Genomic DNA, 25,103 nt, shown 5'->3' with positions numbered 1-25,103 from the left:
TTTTAAATTTCGATTAAATCCTTTATTTATCAGTGTTTTTATTTATTATCCTAATGATCCAAAGTATTTTATCAAAAAAACAGTTTATTCAAAACTTAACAAAGTCAGAGATTTAGGATAAAAAAAGAGCCCGAGACACCGTCTCAGACTCAACTACTAAGCTTTACCTATTTGTTTTCTTTACTATCTTCAGGTGTTTCAACAGTTTCAGTAGCTTCTTCTTTCACTTCTACTGTTTCAGCAACTTTTGGTTCTGTTTTTTCTACCGTATTTACTGTCGAATCATTGGTTACGACAGTTCCAGGTTTAACCGTTTTGATGGCTGCTCGATCGTATTCTAGAAAAATCCCTTCACAATCTATAACGACTGTGCGTTTTTCATTGTCGATCTCTGAAACAACACCATGTAATCCGCCGATTGTAACTACTTCATCGCCTGATTTCATACTGTCTAGTAAATTTTGTCGTTCTTGTTGTTGTTTCTTTTGTGAACGTGACATAAAATACCACATTGCTAAAAGAGCAACGAACATGACTAACATTGGTAATGATCCCATTTTTTTCACCTCACTAACATGTATCTACACACTCAACTTTAGCAGAAAAAGGCGTGAGACACTAGTTTTTTACATAAATTTAGTGAAAAAGATTAGAAACTTTTGGCATTCTCTTTATTAAACCCATATTCCTCAAAAAAGGCTGCTCGAAATTCTAATAAATTGTCATCCATGATCGCTTGACGCACTTGTTTCATCAAGTTTAATAAGAAGTACAAGTTATGGTAAGACGTTAACCGTATCCCAAATGTTTCATCACATTTGATCAAATGACGAATATACGCACGTGTATAATTTTTACATGTGTAGCAGTCACATTTCTCATCGATTGGGCGGAAGTCATGTGCGTATTGTGCATTTTTCACGACTAAGCGTCCTTGTGAAGTCATACAAGTACCATTTCTTGCGATACGTGTAGGCAAGACACAGTCAAACATATCGACTCCTCTAATCACGCCATCAATCAATGAATCTGCTGCACCAACACCCATTAAATAACGTGGTTTATCCTCAGGAATCAATGGTGTTGTAAACTCTAACACACGGTTCATTTCTGATTTAGGTTCGCCAACAGACAAACCACCGATTGAATAGCCAGGGAAATCCATTGAGATCAAATCTTTTGCACTTTGGCGACGTAAATCTTCAAACCCAGCTCCTTGAATGATACCAAATAATCCTTGACGATCAGGATTCAGATGGGCTTTTAAGCCTCGCTCAGCCCAACGTGAGGTTCTTTCCACTGATTTTTTGACATAATCATAGCTTTCATCAAAAGGAGGACATTCATCGAAGCTCATCATGATGTCTGATCCTAATTTATTTTGGATATTAATTGCTTTTTCTGGTGATAAAAACATCCGAGAACCATTTAAATGATTTTTAAAATGGACACCCTCTTCTTCGATGTTACGCATATCGCTTAGCGAGAACACTTGAAAACCACCTGAATCTGTCAAAATCGGTTGATCCCAATTCATGAACTTGTGTAAGCCGCCTGCTTCTTCTACCAAGTCTTCTCCAGGTCTTAACCATAAATGGTACGTATTACTTAAAATGACTCCCGCACCCATTGCTTTTAATTCTTCAGGTGACATGGTTTTGACAGTTGCTAGTGTTCCCACAGGCATAAACATTGGTGTGGGAAATGTCCCATGTGGAGTGATCAATTCACCAAGACGGGCACCGGTATGTTTTTCTTTTTTGATTAAACGATAACGAATGGCAGGTTGTGTCATTCAATTCCCTACTTTCTCTATAATAATCGCATTGACAACTCCCATCATCATAATCGTTCTAACTCTTTTTTGCAAGGGTTCATTGGGTAACAGGTGTTTATTTAACCTTCATTTTTTAAAGAAATTATAATAACAGATAAAAGATAAAGAAAGCCAAATTGTTTCTTCTTTGTTATACTTATGGCATAAATAAAAAGGAGTGAAACTCATGCTATCTTCAAAAGAACTGAAACAACAAGCAAAAGACAGTTTAAAAGGACGCTGGGGACAAGCTGTATTATTGAATTTAGTCCCAACGTTAATCACAATTGCACTCATTATGATCATAGCTATTCCGACCGCTTTATTATTGGCTCATACCTATAATGATCCTGCAGCTGTCCAAGATATGGCAAACAATACCAACGGAGGTGCTGCTTCTAGCGGTGGTGGTATTGTGTCTGGTATTATCAGCGCACTATTTATGAGTGGGATCTCATGGACCTATCTAGATATCCTGCGTGGAACCAAATCGACCATCGAACCATTTAAAGATGCCTTTCGTGGTTTTACAGGATTATTTCTTGGTGGTGTGATTTTACTAGCTATTTTGATTTCGATCTTTACTACTTTATGGGCGTTATTATTCGTTATTCCTGGTATCATCAAAAGTTATTCTTATTCCCAAAGTTACTTCATTTACTATGATGTTATCACTGAAACAGGGGAAAAACCAGGAGTGCTCAATACGATCACTGCTAGTCGTAAATTAATGGATGGCTACAAAGGTAAATTGTTCTGGCTTGATCTATCCTTTATTGGCTGGCATATCTTAGCCATGCTAACTGCTGGAATTGGTTATTTATGGTTAAATCCTTATATTACAGCAACTAAAGCAGCTTTTTATGAACAATTGCCAAAAAACGTATAAAAATCAATGTCCAATGAAGCGACCCTCAAAAATTAGATTTTTGATCTAACTTTTGAGGGTCGCTTCACATGTTTCAGCCGCAGTCGCTTTTTTCATTTCGCTCACTTCTGCTCAGCTTTTAGAACTTCGCCAGTATACGCATCAACTTTGACTGTCACTTTTTTTATTTTTTCTTTAATAGTAATTGTCCAATACGATTTTCCTGATTGTCTTTCGAGATACCACATTACTGCTTTTCCTGTCCCAGTCGTTTTTTCAGCTACTTTTTCAGCTACTTCAGTAACTTCCGATAAACTTTTTAAGTTTTTGATATTGAACAGATCTGCGGATTGCTCGGTAGTGGCTTGTTCGTGTTTGTTTCGTCTGCGATGTACTTTTTTTTTTGATGTTCGCTGTTTTAGTTGAAATTCTTACGCTGCATTCTTTAGTTGCATCTCTACCAGTAATTTCGTAATAGTAAGGACCAACAGTCTGACTAACTTTCACAGAAGTAATCGCTTGATGAGGATAACAAGTCTGATAAGTTTCAAGTGCTTCTTTTAATGATACATTGAATTTTTCCGGCTCCTCAATTTCATCCGCAGATGTGGACGAACTAGAAACATTGGCAACCTTGATTTCTTTCGTTTCATTCCCATAATTTTCATAAGGATAATTAAAAACAAACATCACCAACATCCCCAAACTAAAACTAGTTAATACCGTTAAACACCATACAAACAACTTCATCTTTTCCGCTCCTTCACAATCAATTGTTAGATTCTTGAAATGAACGATTAATCGTTCTTTTTTTAGGAGTTTGAGGCTGGATGAATTGAATCCTCCAGCCTCATTGAGAGAATATAAGAGATAAAGCAAATAATATATCCCTATGTCTTTATTCTACTTAAATCTTTCATCTTATTTTTTTTATTTTTTTACCATCTAGTCATGAACAAATAAAAAAAAAACATATTAGAAAAGCTCCCCCATGGCTTTTCTAATATGTTTCATCATTACTTTTGATGGAAAGGAACGATTTTAGAAGTCAGTGTCACTGATTTCTAAATTTACTGTTACATTTCCACGCAAAGCTTTTGAGTAAGGACAAACTTGATCTGCTTCTTCAACAAAACGTATTGCTTCATCTTTCGGCATATCTTTGATAAAGACTGTCAAAAGAACTTCTATTGTAAAATCTGCCTCTCCATGATTCAGCAAGGCAACGTTTGCTTTTACTGAACTAGGTTGATTGATGTTCTTTCTAGATAAAACTAATTCTAAGGCACCGTTAAAACAGGCACTATAAGCTGCTGCAAAGAGCTCTTCGGGATTTGTTGCATCCGTGTTTTGGGTTCCAGGTGCTGCGACATCATACAAAAATTTTTTCTCTTGTGAATAAATTTTACCACTACGACCACCTGTATTAATAGTAGCTACCTCATAAATTTTGCTCATAAATTTCGCCCTCCAAAGTTGATTGTAAATATAGTAGTTGGCATCTAGGTAATTGGGTATCACATAAAAGGTTAGTGTATAGGAATGATTGGGTTGTTTACAAGAATAGTAAATTTTACCTGAAACCAAACTGCGTCTATTTACTTCTTTACTCTAAAGGATTATTCAACGTCATTTTTTCTTAAAAAAAAATACGAATCTACTCTTTATTGAAATTATTAAAAATTTTGAGCAAGGAAACTACTCGTGTTCAATTTTCTTTTTTCCATTTCCCTAAACCACTCAAAATAGGGTTATAGCCAAACAAAGACGTTAATAAAAAATAGATAGGGACGGCTATAGAAACTTGGATTAGATTAGTCAAAAAGGTAGGTGACATGCCATTTGTAATTATTCTTGTAACGAACCACATAATAATGGATGAACAAAAAATAACCAGTAAGTTTTTTTTCTTAAAGCTAAAATTTGTTTGATTCAAGAATGATTTTGTACGTACCACTGTTACAAAAATTTCTGCTAAAAGGTTTGAAAAAACCACTCCAAAAAAACCGATCCACGGTAACAAGATTAAATTAGATAAAATATTGATAACCGCACCAATTAATACAGATTTATTGTAAATTTTTACTTTGCCAATCGGTATCAAATATTGTCTAGAAATGGACATACCTAAGGGCATCACAACGATCAAAATAGAAAAAAGTGGAATAACTTTATTGATGAATAAGAATTCTTTCCCAAAAAACCAGGGAACTAATTTATCGTAAACCGTAAGCATCCCGAACATCGCTGGAACACTAAAATATAATTGTAAATGAATCGTCTTATCAATGATGTCCACCATCTTATTAATGTTTCCTTTGGCATATAACCCACTCATGTGCGGTAATAGCACCATATCAAGCGTTGTAATAACCGTGATAAATACCGTATTGATTGTTAATGAATTAGTGTAATAACCAACAGCTGTACTACCAATAAAAACACCCAATAAAGTCTTGTTTAGATTCGTATAAAGTAAAATAGCAACCTGTGGGATAAAAAATTCAAAAGATGATCGGATATGTCTAAAGCTATCTAAGAATGCTACCTTTTTAAAATTTATATGTTTATGAATAAATAGCCATGTCAATAGTTGAGATAATAAGGTTCCTACTGACTGTAGTAAAACATATAAAATCGTATCAGAAGAATCTTTAATCAAAAAGATAATTAAAATGAAAGTAACAAATTGAATTCCCAGATTGATCATGCTCGTTTTTCTGAAATCCTCGATTCCCATAAAAAACCACGAAATGTCAAACATAACAGCTATAATAGTGAGACTTTGTATATAGAAATAGATCTTATTACCTAAAAAAGTAGTAAATAACAAAAAAACTAAAAGTGTAATACATGTTAAAACTGCTTTTAATAAACAGATTTCCCAAAACGTTTTTGAAATATTTTCTTTACGATTATAAACTAATGCGATTTCTCGATTCCCATACATCGAGATCCCTAAACTAGCGACTAACACAAAATATTGAGTAATCGAATTGGTGTAATTAAAAATCCCTAATCCTCCAGGACCTAATGCTTTTGAAACAATTGGGACTGTAATGATTGGCATGATAATCTTTGTCAGTTGAAATAATGACTGATACCCAAAATTTTTAAGCACATGTTTCAATTCTATTAGTCCCTTCCAAATATATCTCGCGTATAGACTTTCATTTCTACATCTTTGAGTAACGGATCAAATCGATTGGCTAATATCACATCTGAATGCTTCTTGAACTCATCAATGTCCTTTATTACTTTAAATGTCGAAAAATGCTCCTTCTTCACTGTCGGTTCATAAATGACTACGTTAATGCCTTGATCTTTCAAAAGACGCATGATACTTAAAATAGATGAATATCTGAAATTATCAGAGCCCGCCTTCATTGTTAAACGATAAATCCCTACTACATCTGGATTTTTTTCCATGATACGATCTGCAATAAATGTTTTTCTTGTATCATTTGACTGAACGATGGCTTGGATCAGATCATTTGGCACGTGCTGGTAATTCGCTAGTAATTGTTTCGTATCCTTCGGTAAACAATATCCGCCATAACCAAAAGAGGGATTATTATAATAGTCCCCTATTCTTGGGTCCATTGAAACCCCCGAGATAATTTGAGCTGTATCTAATCCATTCATTTCAGCATAAGTATCAAGTTCATTGAAATAAGCAATCCTTAATGCTAAATAGGTATTAGAAAACAGTTTGATCGCTTCTGCTTCTGTTGAATCAGTTAAAATAACAGGAACATCTTTTATTCGAGTATTTTTTTTAAACATCGAAGCAATTTGTTGTCCTCTTTTCGTGTTTTCGCCTACAACGATACGAGAAGGATAGAGATTATCATACAATGCTTTTCCTTCCCGCAAAAATTCTGGTGAAAAAATAAAATCCTCTGATTGATATTTCTTTTTTAAATACTTAATATAACCTAAAGGAATCGTTGACTTAATGATAAATACAGCATCCGTACGTACTGCCTTTACCTTTTCGATTACTTCTTCTATGGAGGAAGTATCGAATAGGTTTTTTTCTTCATCATAATCGGTTGGAGTAGCAATCAAAATAAATTCTCCCCATGATGCTGCACTTTTGAAGTCTTGTGTAAAAGTTATTCCCAATTCTCTATTATTCAAAAATTCTTGGATCTCTTTATCTTCGATTGGGGAACAACCTTTTATTAGTTTCTCGATTTTTTTCTGATCGATATCATAAGCAACCACATCATTATTTTGGGCAAGCAACAATGCATTTGCTAGCCCTACATAGCCCATACCGAAAACAGATAGTCTCATTTCTTACACCTTACTTATTTTTTTATTTTTTGCTTGTTTTAAAATTTTTTGTATTTTTTTATTATCCCCCCATACAGCCTTAGAATCATATTTTCTATCGGGATAGGCACCATAATCCAAATGAATATTCAAGTGATTATCTGCAATGAATTGTTCGACACGTTCTTTTAATTTAACAGGATAACCTGAGCAAATATTAATGATTCCTGAGATTTCGTCTTGTTCAACAGCTGCTGCTACTTGAAAACAAAAATCATCATAGTCTAAAAAATCGTATTGGTTTTCCCCCATTGTAAAAGGAAAGTTTACCTCTTCTTCCTTGGCTTTCTCAATGATTTTTGAAAAAACCGAACTACCACCCGGTTGATTCGATACAATGTAATAAGCACGCAACCATTGAAATTTTTTATTGGTTTCTTTAGCCATAAACGAACTGAAATTTCTCAATGAATCTTTTGCAATACCATAGTAACTCATTGGGTGTGTACTAGTGAATTCGTTAATGCAGCCTTCATAAAATCCAACTTCATGCATCGATCCCATCACTACGATTTTATCGATTCCTGATAAGAAAAATTTTTTTAAAAATAGTGCATGATCGGATAAGTTTCTAATATGACTTTCTGCATTATGGATAAATCCATCTTGCCATGCAAGATGGACTAATACGTTCGGTTCACCAAAATAATGATACGGATCAGAAATATCAAAAAGATTTTCTTGATAGATAGTGGCTTCTTTATTTATTCGATTCGTTCTGACATCTGTCGCAATAACTTCATTTCCATCATTGATCAGTTGGTCTACAATTCCAGTTCCTAAATAACCGTTTGCTCCAGTTACTAATATTTTCATCAATTCTCACTCCCAAAATTTACTATTTTTTCTATTATTTTTTCCCATGAGAAGAGGTCGAGTAACACCTGATCCCCAACAGGGATACGTTTTTTTCCCAAAAATTGAAGCATTTCGTTGATTGAGATCGGTGAATCATCATCCTTTACTTGATAAATATTTTGTTTTACTGCACTAAAAAATGGTGTTTCGCCTGATGTAATCACTGGAATTCCTTGATAAAGTGCTTCGGATACTTTGATAGCTGTCTCAATATTGGCACCTCGTAGATGTAACTTTAATGTACCGATAGCCATTGAAGCTTCACCATAAAGCTGTTCTAATTCTTGACGATCTTTATACCCATGAAATATAACGTATCCTTGTAATCGGTAAGATGCTACCAGTTGTTTTAACTCTTCAATTGCGGGTCCCCCACCAACAATGTCAAAGAAGACCTCTGGTGCTATCTCATCTTTTGTCCGATAATAATATTCAAGTCCTTCAATTAAACGATCCAGCCCATGATAAGGATAAAAATTTCCAACAGCAACTACCCGATGTGTAGGCTGTTCTTCATTTTTCTGGTATAAATTGACTGGCAAATTATCCGGATCTACACCATTGTAAAAAGAAACCATCTTCGCCTTTTTTTTATTACTTGTCTTCGCCTCAATTACTGCAATCTTATTGCATTTTTTTTCATACAATCGATCACCTAAGTAATTCCATACTAGACTCAATCCACCCTTTAACTTATTGGGTGCTACATTCAATTGTTCTTTATAATAAGGATAAGTAGGAATTTCCATAATCGTTTGAATTGTTTTTTGCTGAGAGATACTTAGCAGTTCACTCATTATTTTTGTATAATATTGATCCCGAAAATAGAAATGAGTCCATTCTCTCGACAACAATAATTTTTTTGTTGCTATTTGGATATCTTTTATTTTTTGACGGTGATTCGTTGCATCACTCTTTGTTAATAAACTGTCGTGAATCATCTGCTTGTCATAAAACTCACGTACTCTTATTTCTTGTTTTTTAAAATAAAGTAACCAACATTGCTTTTTATGATTGCTCATATACTTTGCTTGGGAACAGTTCTTTTTAAAAATACCTTTATTTTCTTCTGCAGAAATCCCACTCAAAAATAAGATGCTCATTGTATTTTGTCCTTTCTTATAGCCATTCATTCTGATAAAATAGCGGATTAAAAATCCTTTCAGGTATAGAGATCGAAAAATAAGAAACATAAAACCAAGCCACAAGGTGAATAACTAACATCCCCCACAAAACGAGTTGATAATAGGTGACTTTTTTGTATTTATAACTAGCATTGATCACAGAAATATAAATCAAAGGCAATATACCTCTGGCTAAACGGTAAAATTCCACAGAATACCAAAGCAAAGGAATAAACATCAATAAAATCACCGAAGCATAAAACACATATTGTGAGAATAGTTTATTTTTTTGACTGATTGTACTTTTAGGAAATCCTAAATGTGCCCAGTATGCTAACCCCACATTCAGCAAGAAAAGAAAAATAACTTGTATCGAACCATTTGTTATTTTTTCAGTATATTGTTGGATTCTTCCGGAATTTGTTGAGAACTCTTCGATTAAATAATTCAAATAGGGAGGAGTTCCACTATAGATTACATAGATCAACTCCAGAAAAATTGCACCACCAACCATTAGTTGAATAAAAAACTTTTTGTTTTTTGAAGATAAAAATAAAAACGGTAGATAAAATAAACTGATCGTATGAAATAAGCTAGCGCTAATTATGCCAAAAAAATATTTTATTTTTTTATTTTCTACTAAATATGGAAATGAATAAATTACAAGAGATATCGCCACTAAATTCCTTAGTTGAATAGCATCAATAAAAAATAAAAATAACGTATAAATAATTATAAATAGATGAGTATTTACGCAATATTTTTTAACTGTCGCACCGATTAATAGGGTTGCAAATAAAAAGACCAACCCACGCATACCAAAGAGTCCTAAATTTAATTGTCGGCAAAACTGTGCAAAATAGTAAAAGCCGAATTCTGTCGCTTTATATTTGATACGTGCATCATCAAAATAAGTTGCTTTATAGTAGACCATGTCTGTATTTTCAGTACCACCTGCAAAAATCAATCCGAGGATCAAAACACTTAATAAGAGTAAATATTTATTGCGTTTATTTCTGAAAACTTCAATAAAATTAAGTATCAGTACAGCAAAATAAGCAACGATGATCATCCAGCAGACACCCTATTCAACATTTTTTTTATAAAACTGGTTCCATAAATCAACTGATTCAAGGTTCGATATCTCCGTTTTTCCATTAAACGACTCACCAGACATAAATAGTTTCTATAATACCGTGATGATTCTATGATTAAAGGTTTCTGTATTTTCTCTTTGGACAATAGTTGTTGGATATCTTGTAGCATCTTTTTTTGATTCGCTGTATTCATGCCGAATTGGGTATAGATATTCAACCCATGTCGTAAAAAATAAGTATAGCGATATTTTTGATAGTAGGGATAAACGCGTTCATTCCATTCAATTTCTCCAATTGTTTCTATAAATATTTGAAAATCTTTCACAGCTGAGGGATTATTTTTTAAAGAAGTACTCGTCAATTCACGTTGACTATATTGATAAACTACTTCGGGGACCAGCTGAATCGTTTGACATTTAGAAACATAGTTAAAATTGAATAAAGTATCTTCTTGCCCATAACGAAATCTTTCATCGAATTTCAAATCATACTCATCTATTATTTTTTTTCGGTACAAACAATTCCATAAATGGAGAAACGTCATTCGATGATCTAAATTAAACAAAGCATAAGCAATCTCTTTTTGATCCTTTAATTGCTTTTCTTCATAGGAGTAATCTATTTCAGACAAAAGCAGTTGTTTCTTATCAATCAACTGCATCGATTTGCCGCCTACGATCATATCTGCATCTCCGATTTTGTTAGACAAATAGACATAGATATTGGGATCAATTGCATCGTCTTGATCGATAAAACTAACAAATTCGCCTGTCGCATAAGCTAAACCTGTATTACGGGCTGCACAGATCCCCGCGTTTGTTTGATGAATCAATAATATACGTTCATCTTGTTGTGCAAATTTTTGGCAAATTTGATAACTATCATCTTGTGAACCATCATCAATCAAAATCAACTCGATATTTTTGTAGGGCTGATTCAATAACGCTTGGAGTGTATTTTCTAAATACAAGCTTCCGTTATAGATTGGAACAATCACGCTAATTCTCTTCAATTTTCTTACTCCTTTCCACTGAAGATCCGATCGAGCCAAGTGGATAATTGATAGTTTTTGTAAAGTTGATCATTTAGTAAATGGTAGTCTGTCTCAATAAAACGTTGTGGAATAACTGGCTTTTTTCGGTCAACTACGCAAATGTTATCAGGATGGTAAAAATCATAATTTTTCACTTCTGGATTTGTTGTAATCAGTTTTCTTCTCATTCCATGTGTCTCAATCGTACGCATCGTGAGACCTGATTGATTTGCTAGCTCTAGATCCAAAATAATTTTGCTCTCTTTAACCACTTCATTAACGATTGTTTGCGGAAGTGGTTGATAGATGAATTCTTCTTTTTTGGCTGTTGCGAGTGTCTTAGTTCCATATTTGTAATAATAAAAATGCCAGATAGAAGGAAGATATAGTTTGAAATAGTAGCTATATTGTTTTTTCTCACAAAGTTCTTTTACTTGATTGATAAATGAGTAACGCATGCTATGACCGAATCCCACAAAAGAAAAAAGATAGGTTGGCTCTTTTTTGTTTTTCTCATCGGAATTTATGTAGAATAATGGCAAAAAAATTAATTCTGCGTATTTCTTGCAGTCTTTCGCATCAAAACTATATAAATAATTAAAATAATCAAAGTATCTAGTCACTTGTGAAAATGTAGCAATTGAATCCCACAAATAGGCTAATTTAGGGATCGGTCCAACAATATCGGTCACCTCTTTGATGAACTTTTCAGGAAACAGTACTGGATTGATAACGAAAAAGTAATCATAATTTTCTTGTCCTATCGCTAATAAAATTTGCTTCAGATAACTCTCTCTTAAGGTATTGAACTTTGTAGAAAGTTTCATTTTGAGGTGTGAGTCCGAAGGGATCGCATTATAATACGTCACTTTTGCGCCTTTTCTTTCTAATTCTTCGATGATCAGCTGTGGATAATCGTAAAATTTCCATGCAATAAACAATATTTTTTTATCCTTTAAGCGTTTGTCCATACTATGCCTTCTCTCAATTTTCTCCGTTGTACTGTTTTGTAATCTCTCGAATCATTTGATTTAATGAATAATTTTTTTGATAGATCGCTATTATTTGTTGTTTGTCACAGCTATGCTCTGCATTTAGGATTGCTCGTGCAAATGAGTGAGGACTATCTGTATTTAATAAGCAACCACCTGTTTGTTCAATAATTTCTTCTACTCCTGTCACCTTTTTGCCAATAATCGGAACACCAGCGCGAATCGCTTCGATCAAAGAATAAGGCAACCCTTCATATCTCGAAGTGATCAAATAATGATCATACCCTGCAACGATTCGTTCACTATCCGTTCTTTCTCCTAATAAATGGACATTTCCCGTCAAATCGTGCTTGATTAAAAATGCTTTGACTTCTTTGAATAGTGGTCCATCCCCTGCCCAGACAAAATGATAATTAGGGTCTTGTTGAATGACTTCTTTTGCTACTTCCATAAATAAAAAAGGGTCTTTTTGAAAAGAAAGACGTGCGTTGTTACCAATAACAATATTCGATTCCTTCAACCCTAGAGATTCTTTGATCGTTTTTTTAGAAGGAAAGTCGATTGCAGGCAATCCATTGCGGATGACTATAAATTTGGATGGGTTATCAAGGTGTAATTTTATACCTGCCATTCGTTCTTCTTCAGATACATTAAACGTCTTCTTCGTTGCATACCTACTTAGCATCTTCTCTATCCAAATAAATAGTGTCTTCTTAGATTGCTTAAATTCCGAAGATAAGAAAGAATACGCATGTGGTGTATAAAAAACTTGCTCAATACGATTTCTTTTAGCAGCTATTCGCCCTAGCGCACCGGCTTTCGAACTATGACAATGCACAATATCCGGTTGAATTTCTTTCATTTGTTGTTTCAAGAAGCGGTAAGTAACATAATCATTTTTCACATCGACATTTCTAGTAAAGGTAGGACAGGGAATAAAGGTAGCTCGATCTTTTAACTGCATATATTGATCAGAAAAACAGTGATCCATTTTTTTTGTTCCATGAATAAAGTAAAGATCAAATTCTTCTTGGTCTAATTGTTCAATCAATTGAACGATATGTTTTCTTAAGCCGCCTTCCATTGATTCACTCAAGAGCAAAACTTTTTTTTTCATTTCCCTATCAACACGCTCCTTCAGGACGCAAAATAACAAAAAATGTACGATAGATGATTTTGAAATCAATATAAATACTTCGCTTTTCGATATATTCTAAATCTAGCATCACCATTTCAGAAAAACCGATATTGCTACGCCCGTTAATTTGCCATAAACCGGTACAACCTGGTTTGACCAATAGTCTTTGCTCATCATATTTCGTATATTGCGAAACCTCCCTTTGTAAAGATGGACGAGGACCAACTAAACTCATTTCACCTTTCAAAACATTCCATAGTTGTGGTAATTCATCTAAGCTTGTTTTACGAATGAATCGTCCAAATTTTGTTACACGTGGGTCATCTTTCATCTTGAACATCGCCCCTTCTACTTCATTCTTGCTCAGTAGCGTTGGGAGCTTTTTTTCTGCATCGACACACATCGAACGAAATTTATACATTTTGAATAACTGCTTATTTTTGCCTACTCGGTATTGGGAAAAAATGATTGGTTTTCCCGGCTCTTCCAGATATATCCTAAGAGCAATCCAAAGTAAGAGAGGTGATAAAACCACAAGGCCAATAAAGCTAAAAATAATATCAATGATTCTTTTAGAAAGTTCATATAATTTTTTGCGTTTCAGCTTCACACGATAAAATTGGACTCTCGAGCCAAAGCCCTCTTGAAATTTTTTCGTAACCTCGATATTTTCACTCATCCCATTGCCACCTTTCTTTATCGAATGGATCAAATCAACGAAAGAAACTAAATCGACGATGTTTCACTCTTTGATAAGTAAACGGCTCAATTTTGTTTTCGTATAGGATATCCATCGGCATTTTCTTTAATGATTTAACTTTTTCATTACCATAATCTTTTTGAATGATGTGATATGCTTCTTTTAAATAAAAATTCCTTTTTTCTAAACTATGGGCATCGGAAGCAATCATTTGAACCATATTTAATTGAATCATTGTTTTGGCAGTCTTTTGGATTTTTCGTCCAAACAAACCGACGATACTTGGTGCCGTTCCTTGAGCTAGCGCCCCCATATCTAAGAAAGGCAACAGTTTATTCGGATCATTAATGAATATCCTATTTCTTTCTGGGTGGACGATGATTGGTATATAGCCTTTAGCAATTAATTCAAAAAAGAGCTTTGTTGCATAAAGGGGAACGTCATTCGTCGGGAACTCTATTAGTAGAAACTGTTTTTGCTGCCCAAAACCAATAATTTCTCTTTTTTCTAAATCTTCTATCAACGTACCAGTAATACGATTTTCTTGACCTACGAGCAATTTCAGTTCAATATTGTTACGATCAAATTCAGTTTGTAATTTTGCTACTTCATTGGCTACATTCGTAGCGGGATTCAAAAATCGCCCATTCTTATGATGGGGGGTACACATCAAATGTGTGATTCCTTGTTCTCTGGCTTTCAACGCCATTTTGAGACTTTCATCGATGGTTTTCGGCCCATCGTCAACTCCTGGTAAAATATGACAATGTAAATCGATCATTTTTGAGCCCCACCTTTATTGATAACGACCTTTCTTTTTATCTCACTGATTACATACATTCCAATAGCCATAACCACAGCAAGTATCCCTGCATATATAAATGTTTGGACGAAAGACAATAAGTACCCCCGTACAAAGTAATAAACACTTTCCGTTAAAATACCGATCCGATCAATCACACCACTAAAATAGATCCATGTGGGTAATAATAGGAGTGTTCCGCCAGCGCCTAAAAACATCAAGGCGACAAATCGGAATTTTTGATGTGACCAATGAATGGTATGGAGCAATAGCAGAAGTAGGCAAACCAAGATCACACCATTTCCAATAATCAATTGATTCAGCAACGGCTTAAATTGCTTCACTTTATTCACATAGTTAGCTAAAAATGGAATTTCTAACGATTTTTCGGTTGCTTCGATCGAAGAATCCACTAGCCTATTGATTACTTGTTCTTTGTCTTTCGTTACTTGTATGTTTTTTGTTTGAATATAGTGATTTAAATGTTGTTGGATTTTCTCTTTGATTTCTTCTTCTCCAGATAAATCGTATGTTTTCCTCATATAAAGGCTAGTTACATACTTTTTGACATTAGTTTGGACAAATGATAACGAGACAATCTCTTTTAACTGATTCGCCGGGACATTGCTACCTCTTCCAATATCTTGAATTTTCTCGTTAATTTCTTGTTGAACTAATTTTGTATATCGAGAATTTTCCATTTGCTTGCTCATGAAATTAGGATTTGCTAAGGTTACTCTGATACAAAGCAAAGACAAAAAGCAAAGACATGCAACCGAGCAAATATAGGTCAAAAATAAGCGTGCTGTTTTCTTTCTTAAACCTTTCTTCATGCCGACTATCCTTTGTTTATTTATTTTCATTGATCATCGGTCCTGCATGTAATTTTGCAGTTACAAATAATCGTTGATCCGTTAAGCCAATGCTGTCGATCGGATAACAGGTATATAGTATTAATTTGGCATTATTTCTTTGACGAATCTCCTGCTTTATCTGAGCATCATGTTTATTGGCTACTCTTACTTCTTCTACCTCATATTGATAGCTACCGTAATTCGTTTGGATTGTTATAATCTCTTGCGCTTTGATGTTAATTAACTTGCCAAATGAATCACTATTATGCCCAGCAATCAATGTAGTTCCTATTTCTCCTGGAAAAGTGGAACCCATATATTGTCCCGCGCCTTTTCTTAAAATAGTTGCTGAATCGCCAAAATATAATGGTGTTTTTAATTGGATCGAAGGGACAGATATCTCTCCATACAATTGACCATAATGAGGAAATTGAATTTTACTAGAAGAAATCTCGCTTTCTCCATTCGTAGAAAGTTGTTTGATAGCTTCTTTATGATTGTTCTCTTTAAATGTGGGTGCCTCTGCAAGTAACAATGTCTGGATAGAGGAGGTAACAAAGTGAATGACTGGTTTGCCAATCACATAAATCAAAGAATAATTGATGACCAAAAAAAGAAACGCCAACAGACATCCGTTAACTATTCGATTTAGACCTCCCTTGATTCCTCTCTTACTCACTTCTACGTGCCACCCAATATGCGCCTCCAGCCAACATCAATACAGCACCTAAAGCCACATAGCTCGTGGTATAATCTGCACCGGTTTGTTTGATTTCATCTTCTGTAGAATAAATAGGAGTACCTGAAGGATCGACAACCGAAACGCCATCTCGATAAAAAGTCACTCTCAGATTTAAAATTTCTCCAATTTTTAAGACAATCGTTTTTAATTGCTCAATCACTGGACGTGGTAAAGCTTTGATCAGATTTTTTAGTGAATGGATCGAACGAACATCGACATTTTGTGAATTATCTAAGATCAATTGACGTGCTTCTCTTAAGTAATTTGCTACCTTTAACGCATTTTCATCTGACACCTGATGGACCTTCAGATAATTTTCTGCTTTTGTGATATCTGTAATATCAAAATCATATTTTTTCCCTTTCACCGTTACACCGGTATAAAGCTCATTTAAAATATCTCTTTCTGCGTTGGTGATTGCCCCTTGTGTTTCAGCATGAACTGCTGTCGGCAACAATAAACAGATAACTGACACCAATGTAAACAATATCCCTTTAAAATTTTTCATGATCTCTCCGCCTTTCATTAATAAATCCTGTAAATTTAGGATTAACTATGTCTTTTATTCTACTGAGAACCCTCACTTGATTTTTTTTGTTTTTTTAGCCTTCAAACAAATTACTTAAAAAAATAAAAAATGATTTGTATACATAAAAAGAGTTTGAGACAAAAAATTTTTGTCTCAAACTCTTTCATAATTATAAAAGGAAATAAATGAGAGACCTCAGTGTCAGCCTCTTACGACAAATGATTTTTTTCAAAACTTAGGGTCTTCTTTGAAAAAGTTCTTTTGTTTTGTCATTCGTGTACTTTGATGCTTTTCTCTTTAGCAAAGAGTTTCATTTGGAACATGATAGCAGGTCACGATCCATAGTAGTAATAGCCTTGATTTTCATCCTCTTTAGAAGCATTGTAAACTACTCCTAAAATATTGGCATTTACTAATTCCAGTAGATGTTTAGCTATTCGAAAATTCGCTTTTTTTGTTAACTTTTCACTGACTACCATAATCGTTCCATCCACTTTTGAAGACAATATTTGTGCATCTGTCACGGCAGTCAAGGGAGGGGTATCGAATATGATCATGTCATAGGTTGCTTCCAACTCCTCAATCACTTCTTCTAAGCGAGAAGAACCTAACAATTCAGCCGGATTAGGAGGTTTCGGTCCACTTGTCATAACAGAAAGATTTTTTTCAAAGCTTTCTTGTATACACTCTTTAGCCTTGATGTTTGTACCTAATAATGTGCTAAGACCTACATGTTTCTCTAAAGAAAAAATTTTGTCTAGGGTTGGCTTCCGCATATCTGCATCTATGATCAATACTTTTTGCCCTAGATTTGCGTAAACCACTGCTAAATTAGCTGCTGTAGTTGATTTACCTTCACCTACACCTGGCGAAGTAACCACTAATGTTTGCACTTTTTTACCATAAGGAAAACTATATTGGATATTGGTCCGAATCGTTCGATAGCGTTCTGTAATCGGTGAAGTTTTATCCATGATTGTAATTAAATTTTTTCTGACTGTGGCATTTCTTCCTCTTCTTGTCTTTCTCATTGATTACACCCTTACTTCTTTTTTCGATTTTTTTTCTCATTGTCATCCATATAAGGGATACTTCCCAGTACCACCATATTAAATTCATTTTGAATCGTCTCACTATCACTGATTGTTCGATCCATGAATTCTAATATCATAATGATCATCAAACCAATAAATAAACCAATAAGCAATCCTTTGGCCAAAACTATTTTTTTATGTGGCTCTGTTGGTGTTGCACTAAGCGTAGCTTTTGAAATAATCGAAATGCGATCTACATTGAGTAATTTTTTTGCATTCTTCTGAAATTTTTCGGCTGTAACGTTAGCAATGTATTGGGCAAGTTTTGGATCAGGATCCGTTGCGACAATCGAAAACATTTGAGAATTTTCCTTTTGTTTGATACTTATAAGGTTTCGTAATTGCTCAATTGTTAAATGGACACCAAAATTTTTCGCTAAGTCTTGAGACACCTCATCCATTATCAAGTCTCCAGTAATAATGTCTTTATAGGTGGTAATCATTTGCAAGTTGCTGTTGACATCATTAATGTCTGCCGTTTCGTTTTTAGGTAAAGTAACGATTAATTGGGCTTGTGATTCATACTTTGGGACTAAGACAAATGCAATCAAAAGCATGGACATAATTAAACCTAATAAAGCAGAAATCACAATCGCAAATTTTCTTTTTTTTATGATACGCCAAAATTTCTCTATGTTTACTGTTTGCTCCATCCTTATCTCTGATTCTCCTAAATAAAATTATTTATAAACTATTTTTGCTCGTTAATTGACGATGTTCACTTTGAAAGAAAATAATACTTTTTTTATCTTTCTTAGTTGCTATCAATTATCTAAGGGATACTACAGTCAACTATTGACTTAATCAATCTTACTGAAATTAGTTTTTTCATTATCCGTTACATATTTGATGACTGTATATTGCTTGAATGAATCTGGTTTTTCAAATGAAATCACTAGATCAAAATCAGATTCTTTACCTTCATAACTATATTTCCCATAAATTTCTTTGACATTTTTATATTCTTGGCCTTTTCCTTTAACTGTCTTTAAATCAGCTGTTGATAATGTTTCTTTAATAAACTTCAATTTTTTTGGGTCCAATTTATTATTTTGGGTAATCGTTTTTTCAGCAATTTTTGTTAATTGCTTTACTTCTATATCTTGCTTATCGGCCCATGTCATTTCACTACTTGTCTGCGTTGGTTGACTGGAAGAAGCTGTACTATCAGTGCTAGTTGTATTAGTAGTTTTAGTTGATTTACCTGCCGAGCAGCCTGCCAATGCGAAGACAACCATACTTGCTAAAATTATTTTTTTCATTTGTTCATCTCTCCTTAAAATCATTTATCTCATTCTTCCTAAATTAGTACAAAAAAATTTAGTTGCTATATTAGTATAGTATTTTCGTTCATAATACTTTCCTAATTTTTTTATAGAACCCCACAAAAAAATTAATAATAAAAAAAATCCCTTTTAAAATTGCTTATAGAATAACTATAGTTACCTTTATTTATATTGGTTCCCCCAAAATTTAACGAACAAAAAATGGATATTTTGCGTTATAAAGTGATATTTACCAAGCGAAGGAAACTTCAAATGGAAGAGAATCAAATCTGTTTAGGAGAATTTAAAATGATTGAAGATTATATAGAAAAAGACATTATTAGAAAAGTAAAGTTAGTTGAATTTTTATTTGAATTAAAAGAACTGAACGTAAGCGAAACTGCAGAAAGATTGGGTGTGACATTCAACACAATCAAAGCGGATTTCCAAAAATTAGTCATTCGACTCGAAGATGATATCGACTATTATAAAATGACTAGTAGTCATCTACTGATATTTTTCAAACCATCTATTAGGCGCTATGATCTCATCAAACAAATTTACCAAGATTCTAATTTTTTAAGAGTTTGTTCCCGATATATCATGGGAGAAAATGATTATTTAACACTTGTGGATGAAGAGTTTTTATCTGTGACAAAAGTATTCAAAATAAAAAAAGATGTAGAGAACTATTTTGCAGAAGCACTCACCCCACTTACGAAGGAACCCGAAGAATCGCATGAGTTACAGTATCGCTTTTTGATCCTTTCAGTTTGGATGCGGTGTGACTATTTAGATACACAAATTGATCCCATAACAATGGAAAAAGCTGAAAAATATGCAGACAAACTACTTCATATCCTGTCTAATCGTTTAAATAAAACTCAATATACTTTCTTCAAATCCGCCATCTATCTTTCATTGGAACGGCGAAAAAGCAATCCAATTGTCTTTCCAAACGACACTATGAACATTTTTAAAGATGGTATCATTTTCAATATGTTTAGAGAGATTTTCATACAAATCGAGGAACCTTTAACAGATGAAGAGATAGCCTATCTAGCCCTTATTTACCGTACACTTCCTTACAATTCACCAAATTATTTCATGATCGAGATCGATTATCATTATGTAAGAAATCGCTTGATCACCAAGTTTAAAGAAATCGATTTATTGATCGAAATGTTTGAAAAAGAATTTGGTGTGAATTTATTTGGCAATATTTTGTTTGAAGTCCCCCTCTTTAACCTGCTATACACGTGTGCTTTGAACGTTGGTAATTTCTTAGTTACCAAACATATTTTCTTAAGTGCAGAGCAACTAGATTTATTAAATAAAGTCAAGTTTATTTTAAATAAATGGATTGAAGAACTTGATACTCCTATTCATCATATTCCTTATTTTCATCTGCAAGAATTTTGTCAGTTGACCTTTTTCATCTTGACCCATGGGAACCAATCAAAAATAGGTGTGGTCATCGTAGCAGAAAGTGAAACTTCGCATATCGTATTTCGGAATTCATTAGAAAAGAAAATGTCTACAAGTGATTTATTGATTGACACTACCCTTTATTATTCCATGGACGATGTGCCTAAATATATCAAAAAAACCGGTCATCTAATTATTTGTGAGCGAACGCTTTTGAATAAGGAAACCTTTAACACCGAGAATATTTTCCCAATCTCATTGAATTCCATCTCTAAGGATATCAATAAGATTGCGACACGTATCATGAACTTTGATTGATCTTCACTTGATACTGAAAAGAATTAGCAAGCAAGATCCAATTTGCTTGCTAATTCTTTTTTCTTTTCTATCACTAATAAAAAAGCTAGTTCAGTACCAATGATTTCACTCTGTTTGTTCGAATAAGCAATATTTCTTTTTTCCACTCAGTAAACTAGTTTGAACAAACTAAGAGCAAGGATGGGACAAAGATTATTTCTCTTCAAATCGCTACTATATAATCTTTATAATCTTTTGCTAATTCTTCTTCTGGCTCTTCGATGATATATCCTTGTTCCTTCAGCACTTTCTTAGTAACAACATAGTGTTTGACACCTGCTTCTACAATAACGACATTCGTTAAAATATTACTAATCTTCCCTGTAGCTAATTCCCCAGAGACAGCACAGGCCGAAACAGTGATTCCACGTTCTAATTTCATGATCATTTCTCCTAACTTCCTAAAATTACTTACTGTTATCATTATAAAAATTTACTTCTGCTCATTTTACAATTATTTTGGTAAAAATTTCTTCTAAGTTACTAAAAATGAAAAACATTCGTTCAAAGACCTTAAAGAATACTTTTTGCAATGAACTAGCAGAAAAAGAGAGCCGCTTTCCTCTTTTCTTAATTTATATTTTAGCAAAACATACAGATAACATTTTTTTATCTATTTCACCTCAGCCTATTTTTTTATCAATAAAATTAACTATCCATTTTTTTTCATTTTTAAACATACTGCTATATTCATACTAAAAACTTAAATGAATCTAGTTGAAAGATAGGATAGAAATAATACATTTCTTTAGCTTCCTTCGGTCAATGACTCTATTTAGTTGCACAAAGTATTAATTTTAACTATTTCTTCCTTTTTTTTAGAACAGCCTCAATAATTGAAAAAAAATCAAAGTCAGTTGGAATTTTTTACTTTTATATCAAAAAGACGAACTTTAACAAAAAAACGCTCAAAGCGTTCTCTATGCTTTGAGCGTCTTTCATACCTTTTATTTAACAGGTACATTTACAGAAACAAGTTGTTTTCCATCGAAACTTAGACTTTCAATTGTAAAACTATTTGCTGAAGCTGGAATCTTATTACCAATATAAACTTCAAATTGGTTGCCTTCTTTTAATTTAAAGCCTGGTTTGTATTCCTTATTATCAACAGTTAATTTGATAGAACGGATATCTCCTTTGTAAGTCCCTGTTAGATACTCTGAATTACGTGTATATTCATTTGGAACTAATTCTGGTTGGGAAACTGAAACTTCTTGACTTACTAAGACATTTCCAGATTTATCTAGACCTTCTAATTTTATAGATTTTGAATCAGCCGTGATTTTATTACCAATATAAACTTCAAATTGGTTTTCACCAGTGATTTTAAAACCAGGATTGCTTTCTTGTCCATCTACTACTAATTTGAATTTCTTAATGCCGTCACCGTTGAATGTACCTCTCATATATTCATCGCCACGGACATATTCATTGATACTTAAAGTTGGGGATTGCACAGTGATTTCTTTTGAAGCCAATTGTTGTCCTGATTTATCTAATCCAATCAGCGTAAATGTCGTTGTTCCTACTGGTACTTTGTTACCAATATATACTTCAAATTTATTACCTTCAGTGATTTTAAATCCTGGGTAATTTTCTTGTCCATTAACTACTAATTTGAATTTTTTAATTGCTTGACCTGTGAACGTCCCTGTTACATACTCATTGCCAGCTAGGTATTCATTTGGTTGTAACTCAGGATTTTGTACATTCACATCTTGAGAAACAATTTCTTGACCTGTTTTATCTATTCCCACTACTTTAATAGAATTAACATTTGCTGGTACTTTATTACCAACGTAAATCTCAAATTTACCGTCAGTTAATTTGAATCCTGGGAAGCTTTCTTGTCCATTAATAATCAATTTGAATTTTTTAACGCCTTCCCCTGCAACAGTACCTGTTAAGTATTCATTACCACGAATGTACTCATTAATTGTCAATTGCGGTGCTTCTACTGTTACATTTTGTTCGACAATTGTTTTACCGGCTTTATCTAATGCTTCAAGCTTAATAACTTTTGAACTTCCAGTAATTTTACTTCCGATATAAACTTCAAATTTACCATTTTCTAATTTAAAGCCTGGTTCATATACTTTACCATCAACAGTTAGTCGGAATTTATTAATGCTGTTGCCTTGGTAAGAGCCTGTCATGTATTCACTACCTAAAACAAATTTATCGACAGACAATGATGGTGCTTGAACTTGTACTGTTTGAGAAGCAACTTGTGTGCCTGCTGGGTTAAATGCTTTTAATGTAAACTCAGTTGTTCCTTCTGGGACACGATTTCCTACATATACTTCAAGTTTTCCATTTTTTAATTTAAAACCAGGTTCATAGGTTTGTCCATTGACAATCAATTGGAATTTTTTGATGTTCCCAGTAATTGTACCCGTTACATATTGATCTCCTAATGTATATGGATTAAGTGTTAATGTTTGTTTCGATTTTTCTTCAAGTGCTTCTTGTGCTTTTTGGATTTTGGCTAATAATTCTGTTTTTGTTTCGCTTGCTTTTAAAGCATCCACTTTTGCTTTGGCTGCATTGATTTGCTCTTGCGTATTTTCTGGTTTTGGTGTATCTCCATTGAATAACGCATTTACTGCTTCTGTGGCTGCTTGTACTTTCGCAGCTTCTTCAGTTGCTTCATCCAATGCTTGTTGTGCAGCAGTGATTTTTGCTAGTAAAGCTGTTTTTACTGTCTCATTTGTTAATGCATCTACTTTTGCTTTGGCTGCGTTAATTTGTTCTTGTGTATTTTCTGGTTTTGGTGTATCACCATTAAATAACGCATTTACTGCTTCTGTGGCTGCATTTTCTTTTTCTACTTCTGCATTTAAAGCATTTTGAGCTGTCGTAATTTTTGCTAATAAAGCTGTTTTTGCATCACTATTTGCTAATGCATCCACTTTAGCTTTAGCTGCATCAATTTGTTCTTGTGTATTTTCTGGTTTTGGTGTATCTCCATTGAATAACGCATTTACTGCTTCTGTGGCTGCATTTACTTGTATTTCGTCTAAAGCATTCTGAGCTTTTGCAACCTTTGCAAGCAAGTCTTCTTTTGCTTGACTATATGGCAGAGCATTTACTAATGCTTTGGCAGCGTTAACCTGTTCACTTGTATTATTAGGTTTAGGTACTTGATTATCATTGAATAAGTTATTCACTGCTACCGTAGCTTTATTTATTTGATCTACTTCAGCGGATGCTTTATCTAGAAACGGTGTAAGGAAATTAGCCCAGTATGCTGAGATATAGCTACTACTAATATCTCTTGGAATATAATTATTCATTTCTTGACGAACATTATCAATTCTACTTTGAGTAACACCTGGAGCTAAGACACCACTCGTTGAATAAATTGAGTCAAGCAATGTACTGATTCTGTTTCTACTTGTGATTGCACTTTGTGGGACATCGGTGAATTTACGATAGTTACTTGTATTCCAACGAGCAATATCTCCCTTACCAGTAGCCACATTAATAGAAAAATTAGTTGATGTTCCTTCAGCTTGGAATGTCACTTGAACATTTATTGTATTTGAATATTGCGAAGTAGAAAACTTCACATTTTTCCCTTGAACATTAACCTTTATGTCATTCGCTGTTAATGTGGAACTAGGTTGTTTGAAGATTGAAAAAGTAATTTGAAAAGTAGCTCCTCGCACAGTATTTGGTAGTGTCCCAGAATAATTATTCGTCGGTGTTGATGGTAATACTTCTCCAATATTCCAATCAAAATTGGAAGGATTCACTGTTTTTCTTTCTGTAGCTGTTAGATTTTGTTTTTGAGTCAACGTGTTCTCGTTTGAAATAGCCTCCGAATTTTTTGTATTTTTTTCAGCAGTAGTTGCTGTTTGATTTTTTTCTGCTGCATAAACCAATGAGGTTCCTGCACTAGCTGCACTTGAAACAAGCACTAAGCCTGCAGCTGACGCAGCAAGTAGTTGTTTTCTAAGTTTTTTGCTTTTTGATAGATTTTTCTTTCCCATTTTACATTAAAACCTCCTATTAAATTGTCAATAAATTTTTATTGATAGACAAATTATAGGCGACCTCCAA

25 protein-coding genes are annotated in these 25,103 nt (G+C 33.7%); 2 read left to right on the top strand and 23 right to left on the bottom strand.

The window, feature by feature from the left end:
• Positions 1–167 precede the first annotated feature (167 nt).
• Positions 168–557, bottom strand: a complete 390-nt coding sequence (yajC, locus tag IGJ27_RS01185) for a preprotein translocase subunit YajC (protein WP_010720295.1) — start codon at positions 555–557, stop codon at positions 168–170.
• 92 nt (positions 558–649) lie between these two features.
• The gene (tgt, locus tag IGJ27_RS01180) at positions 650–1,795 is read right to left on the bottom strand and encodes a tRNA guanosine(34) transglycosylase Tgt (RefSeq protein WP_010720296.1); all 1,146 of its coding nucleotides are present in this window, start codon (positions 1,793–1,795) and stop codon (positions 650–652) included.
• Positions 1,796–2,003: 208 nt separating this feature from the next.
• Here tgt and IGJ27_RS01175 point away from each other — a divergent pair, with 208 nt between their 5' ends.
• On the top strand, positions 2,004–2,705 hold the full coding sequence (locus IGJ27_RS01175) for a DUF975 family protein (protein WP_010720297.1): 702 nt from the start codon (positions 2,004–2,006) through the stop codon (positions 2,703–2,705).
• Positions 2,706–2,806: 101 nt separating this feature from the next.
• Here IGJ27_RS01175 and IGJ27_RS01170 read toward each other — a convergent pair whose 3' ends face one another.
• The 19 genes from IGJ27_RS01170 to IGJ27_RS01080 all read right to left on the bottom strand — a co-directional run bounded on the left by IGJ27_RS01170 (position 2,807) and on the right by IGJ27_RS01080 (position 19,250).
• The gene (locus tag IGJ27_RS01170; protein WP_081248800.1) at positions 2,807–2,932 is read right to left on the bottom strand and encodes a PepSY domain-containing protein; all 126 of its coding nucleotides are present in this window, start codon (positions 2,930–2,932) and stop codon (positions 2,807–2,809) included.
• A 49-nt stretch (positions 2,933–2,981) separates the two neighbouring features.
• Positions 2,982–3,434, bottom strand: coding sequence for a hypothetical protein (locus IGJ27_RS01165; RefSeq protein ID WP_178306245.1), 453 nt, complete (start codon positions 3,432–3,434; stop codon positions 2,982–2,984).
• A gap of 291 nt (positions 3,435–3,725) precedes the next feature.
• Positions 3,726–4,142, bottom strand: a complete 417-nt coding sequence (locus tag IGJ27_RS01160) for an Ohr family peroxiredoxin (RefSeq protein WP_010736880.1) — start codon at positions 4,140–4,142, stop codon at positions 3,726–3,728.
• A 250-nt stretch (positions 4,143–4,392) separates the two neighbouring features.
• A complete protein-coding gene (locus IGJ27_RS01155; protein ID WP_010720300.1) occupies positions 4,393–5,814 on the bottom strand; it encodes a flippase in 1,422 nt (473 codons plus the stop codon).
• 5 nt (positions 5,815–5,819) lie between these two features.
• On the bottom strand, positions 5,820–6,986 hold the full coding sequence (locus tag IGJ27_RS01150; protein WP_178306246.1) for a nucleotide sugar dehydrogenase: 1,167 nt from the start codon (positions 6,984–6,986) through the stop codon (positions 5,820–5,822).
• A 3-nt stretch (positions 6,987–6,989) separates the two neighbouring features.
• Complete coding sequence (locus tag IGJ27_RS01145; protein WP_010736877.1) at positions 6,990–7,841, bottom strand: NAD-dependent epimerase/dehydratase family protein; 852 nt, start codon at positions 7,839–7,841, stop codon at positions 6,990–6,992.
• Positions 7,841–8,986 carry a glycosyltransferase family 4 protein gene (locus IGJ27_RS01140; protein WP_161652308.1) on the bottom strand — a complete coding sequence of 382 codons (1,146 nt, stop codon included), beginning with the start codon at positions 8,984–8,986 and terminating at the stop codon, positions 7,841–7,843. The genes IGJ27_RS01145 and IGJ27_RS01140 overlap by 1 nt, the downstream gene beginning before the upstream one ends.
• 16 nt (positions 8,987–9,002) lie before the next feature.
• Positions 9,003–10,079, bottom strand: a complete 1,077-nt coding sequence (locus tag IGJ27_RS01135; RefSeq protein WP_178306247.1) for an EpsG family protein — start codon at positions 10,077–10,079, stop codon at positions 9,003–9,005.
• Positions 10,076–11,116, bottom strand: coding sequence for a glycosyltransferase family 2 protein (locus IGJ27_RS01130; protein WP_010720305.1), 1,041 nt, complete (start codon positions 11,114–11,116; stop codon positions 10,076–10,078). The genes IGJ27_RS01135 and IGJ27_RS01130 overlap by 4 nt, the downstream gene beginning before the upstream one ends.
• 5 nt (positions 11,117–11,121) lie before the next feature.
• A complete protein-coding gene (locus tag IGJ27_RS01125) occupies positions 11,122–12,108 on the bottom strand; it encodes a hypothetical protein (protein WP_178306248.1) in 987 nt (328 codons plus the stop codon).
• Positions 12,109–12,121: 13 nt separating this feature from the next.
• Complete coding sequence (locus IGJ27_RS01120; protein ID WP_010720307.1) at positions 12,122–13,246, bottom strand: glycosyltransferase; 1,125 nt, start codon at positions 13,244–13,246, stop codon at positions 12,122–12,124.
• Between the two features lie 7 nt (positions 13,247–13,253).
• Entirely contained in the window at positions 13,254–13,946 is a 693-nt protein-coding gene (locus IGJ27_RS01115; protein WP_096709714.1) for a sugar transferase, read from the bottom strand.
• A gap of 34 nt (positions 13,947–13,980) precedes the next feature.
• The gene (locus IGJ27_RS01110; protein ID WP_010720309.1) at positions 13,981–14,748 is read right to left on the bottom strand and encodes a tyrosine-protein phosphatase; all 768 of its coding nucleotides are present in this window, start codon (positions 14,746–14,748) and stop codon (positions 13,981–13,983) included.
• Positions 14,745–15,470 (bottom strand): hypothetical protein, encoded by a 726-nt coding sequence (locus tag IGJ27_RS01105; protein WP_228197237.1) that lies wholly within the window; start codon positions 15,468–15,470, stop codon positions 14,745–14,747. The genes IGJ27_RS01110 and IGJ27_RS01105 overlap by 4 nt, the downstream gene beginning before the upstream one ends.
• Positions 15,471–15,618: 148 nt before the next feature.
• Positions 15,619–16,302: a class D sortase gene (locus IGJ27_RS01100; protein ID WP_010720311.1), complete on the bottom strand. Its 684-nt coding sequence runs from the start codon at positions 16,300–16,302 to the stop codon at positions 15,619–15,621.
• Positions 16,295–16,873 (bottom strand): LPXTG cell wall anchor domain-containing protein, encoded by a 579-nt coding sequence (locus IGJ27_RS01095; RefSeq protein ID WP_223603460.1) that lies wholly within the window; start codon positions 16,871–16,873, stop codon positions 16,295–16,297. Before IGJ27_RS01095 ends, IGJ27_RS01100 begins: the two co-directional genes overlap by 8 nt.
• A 353-nt stretch (positions 16,874–17,226) precedes the next feature.
• Positions 17,227–17,925 (bottom strand): CpsD/CapB family tyrosine-protein kinase, encoded by a 699-nt coding sequence (locus IGJ27_RS01090; protein ID WP_010720313.1) that lies wholly within the window; start codon positions 17,923–17,925, stop codon positions 17,227–17,229.
• Between the two features lie 11 nt (positions 17,926–17,936).
• Positions 17,937–18,641 carry a YveK family protein gene (locus IGJ27_RS01085; RefSeq protein WP_010720314.1) on the bottom strand — a complete coding sequence of 235 codons (705 nt, stop codon included), beginning with the start codon at positions 18,639–18,641 and terminating at the stop codon, positions 17,937–17,939.
• A gap of 147 nt (positions 18,642–18,788) precedes the next feature.
• The gene (locus IGJ27_RS01080) at positions 18,789–19,250 is read right to left on the bottom strand and encodes a hypothetical protein (RefSeq protein WP_010720315.1); all 462 of its coding nucleotides are present in this window, start codon (positions 19,248–19,250) and stop codon (positions 18,789–18,791) included.
• A 276-nt stretch (positions 19,251–19,526) separates the two neighbouring features.
• Here IGJ27_RS01080 and IGJ27_RS01075 point away from each other — a divergent pair, with 276 nt between their 5' ends.
• Positions 19,527–20,999 (top strand): helix-turn-helix domain-containing protein, encoded by a 1,473-nt coding sequence (locus IGJ27_RS01075; RefSeq protein WP_010736872.1) that lies wholly within the window; start codon positions 19,527–19,529, stop codon positions 20,997–20,999.
• 202 nt (positions 21,000–21,201) lie between these two features.
• Here the strand turns inward: IGJ27_RS01075 and IGJ27_RS01070 are convergent, their stop codons facing one another.
• Both IGJ27_RS01070 and IGJ27_RS01065 read right to left on the bottom strand, forming a co-directional pair.
• A complete protein-coding gene (locus IGJ27_RS01070) occupies positions 21,202–21,420 on the bottom strand; it encodes a hypothetical protein (protein WP_010720317.1) in 219 nt (72 codons plus the stop codon).
• Between the two features lie 565 nt (positions 21,421–21,985).
• Positions 21,986–25,033 carry an immunoglobulin-like domain-containing protein gene (locus IGJ27_RS01065; protein WP_178306249.1) on the bottom strand — a complete coding sequence of 1,016 codons (3,048 nt, stop codon included), beginning with the start codon at positions 25,031–25,033 and terminating at the stop codon, positions 21,986–21,988.
• Positions 25,034–25,103: the final 70 nt, after the last annotated feature.

It is taken from the genome of Enterococcus sp. DIV1726a, assembly GCF_051710985.1.
GTDB lineage: Bacteria > Bacillota > Bacilli > Lactobacillales > Enterococcaceae > Enterococcus_B > Enterococcus_B hirae.
Note: the sequence above shows the minus strand (reverse complement) of the source record. Positions and strands in the feature narration are given on the sequence as shown.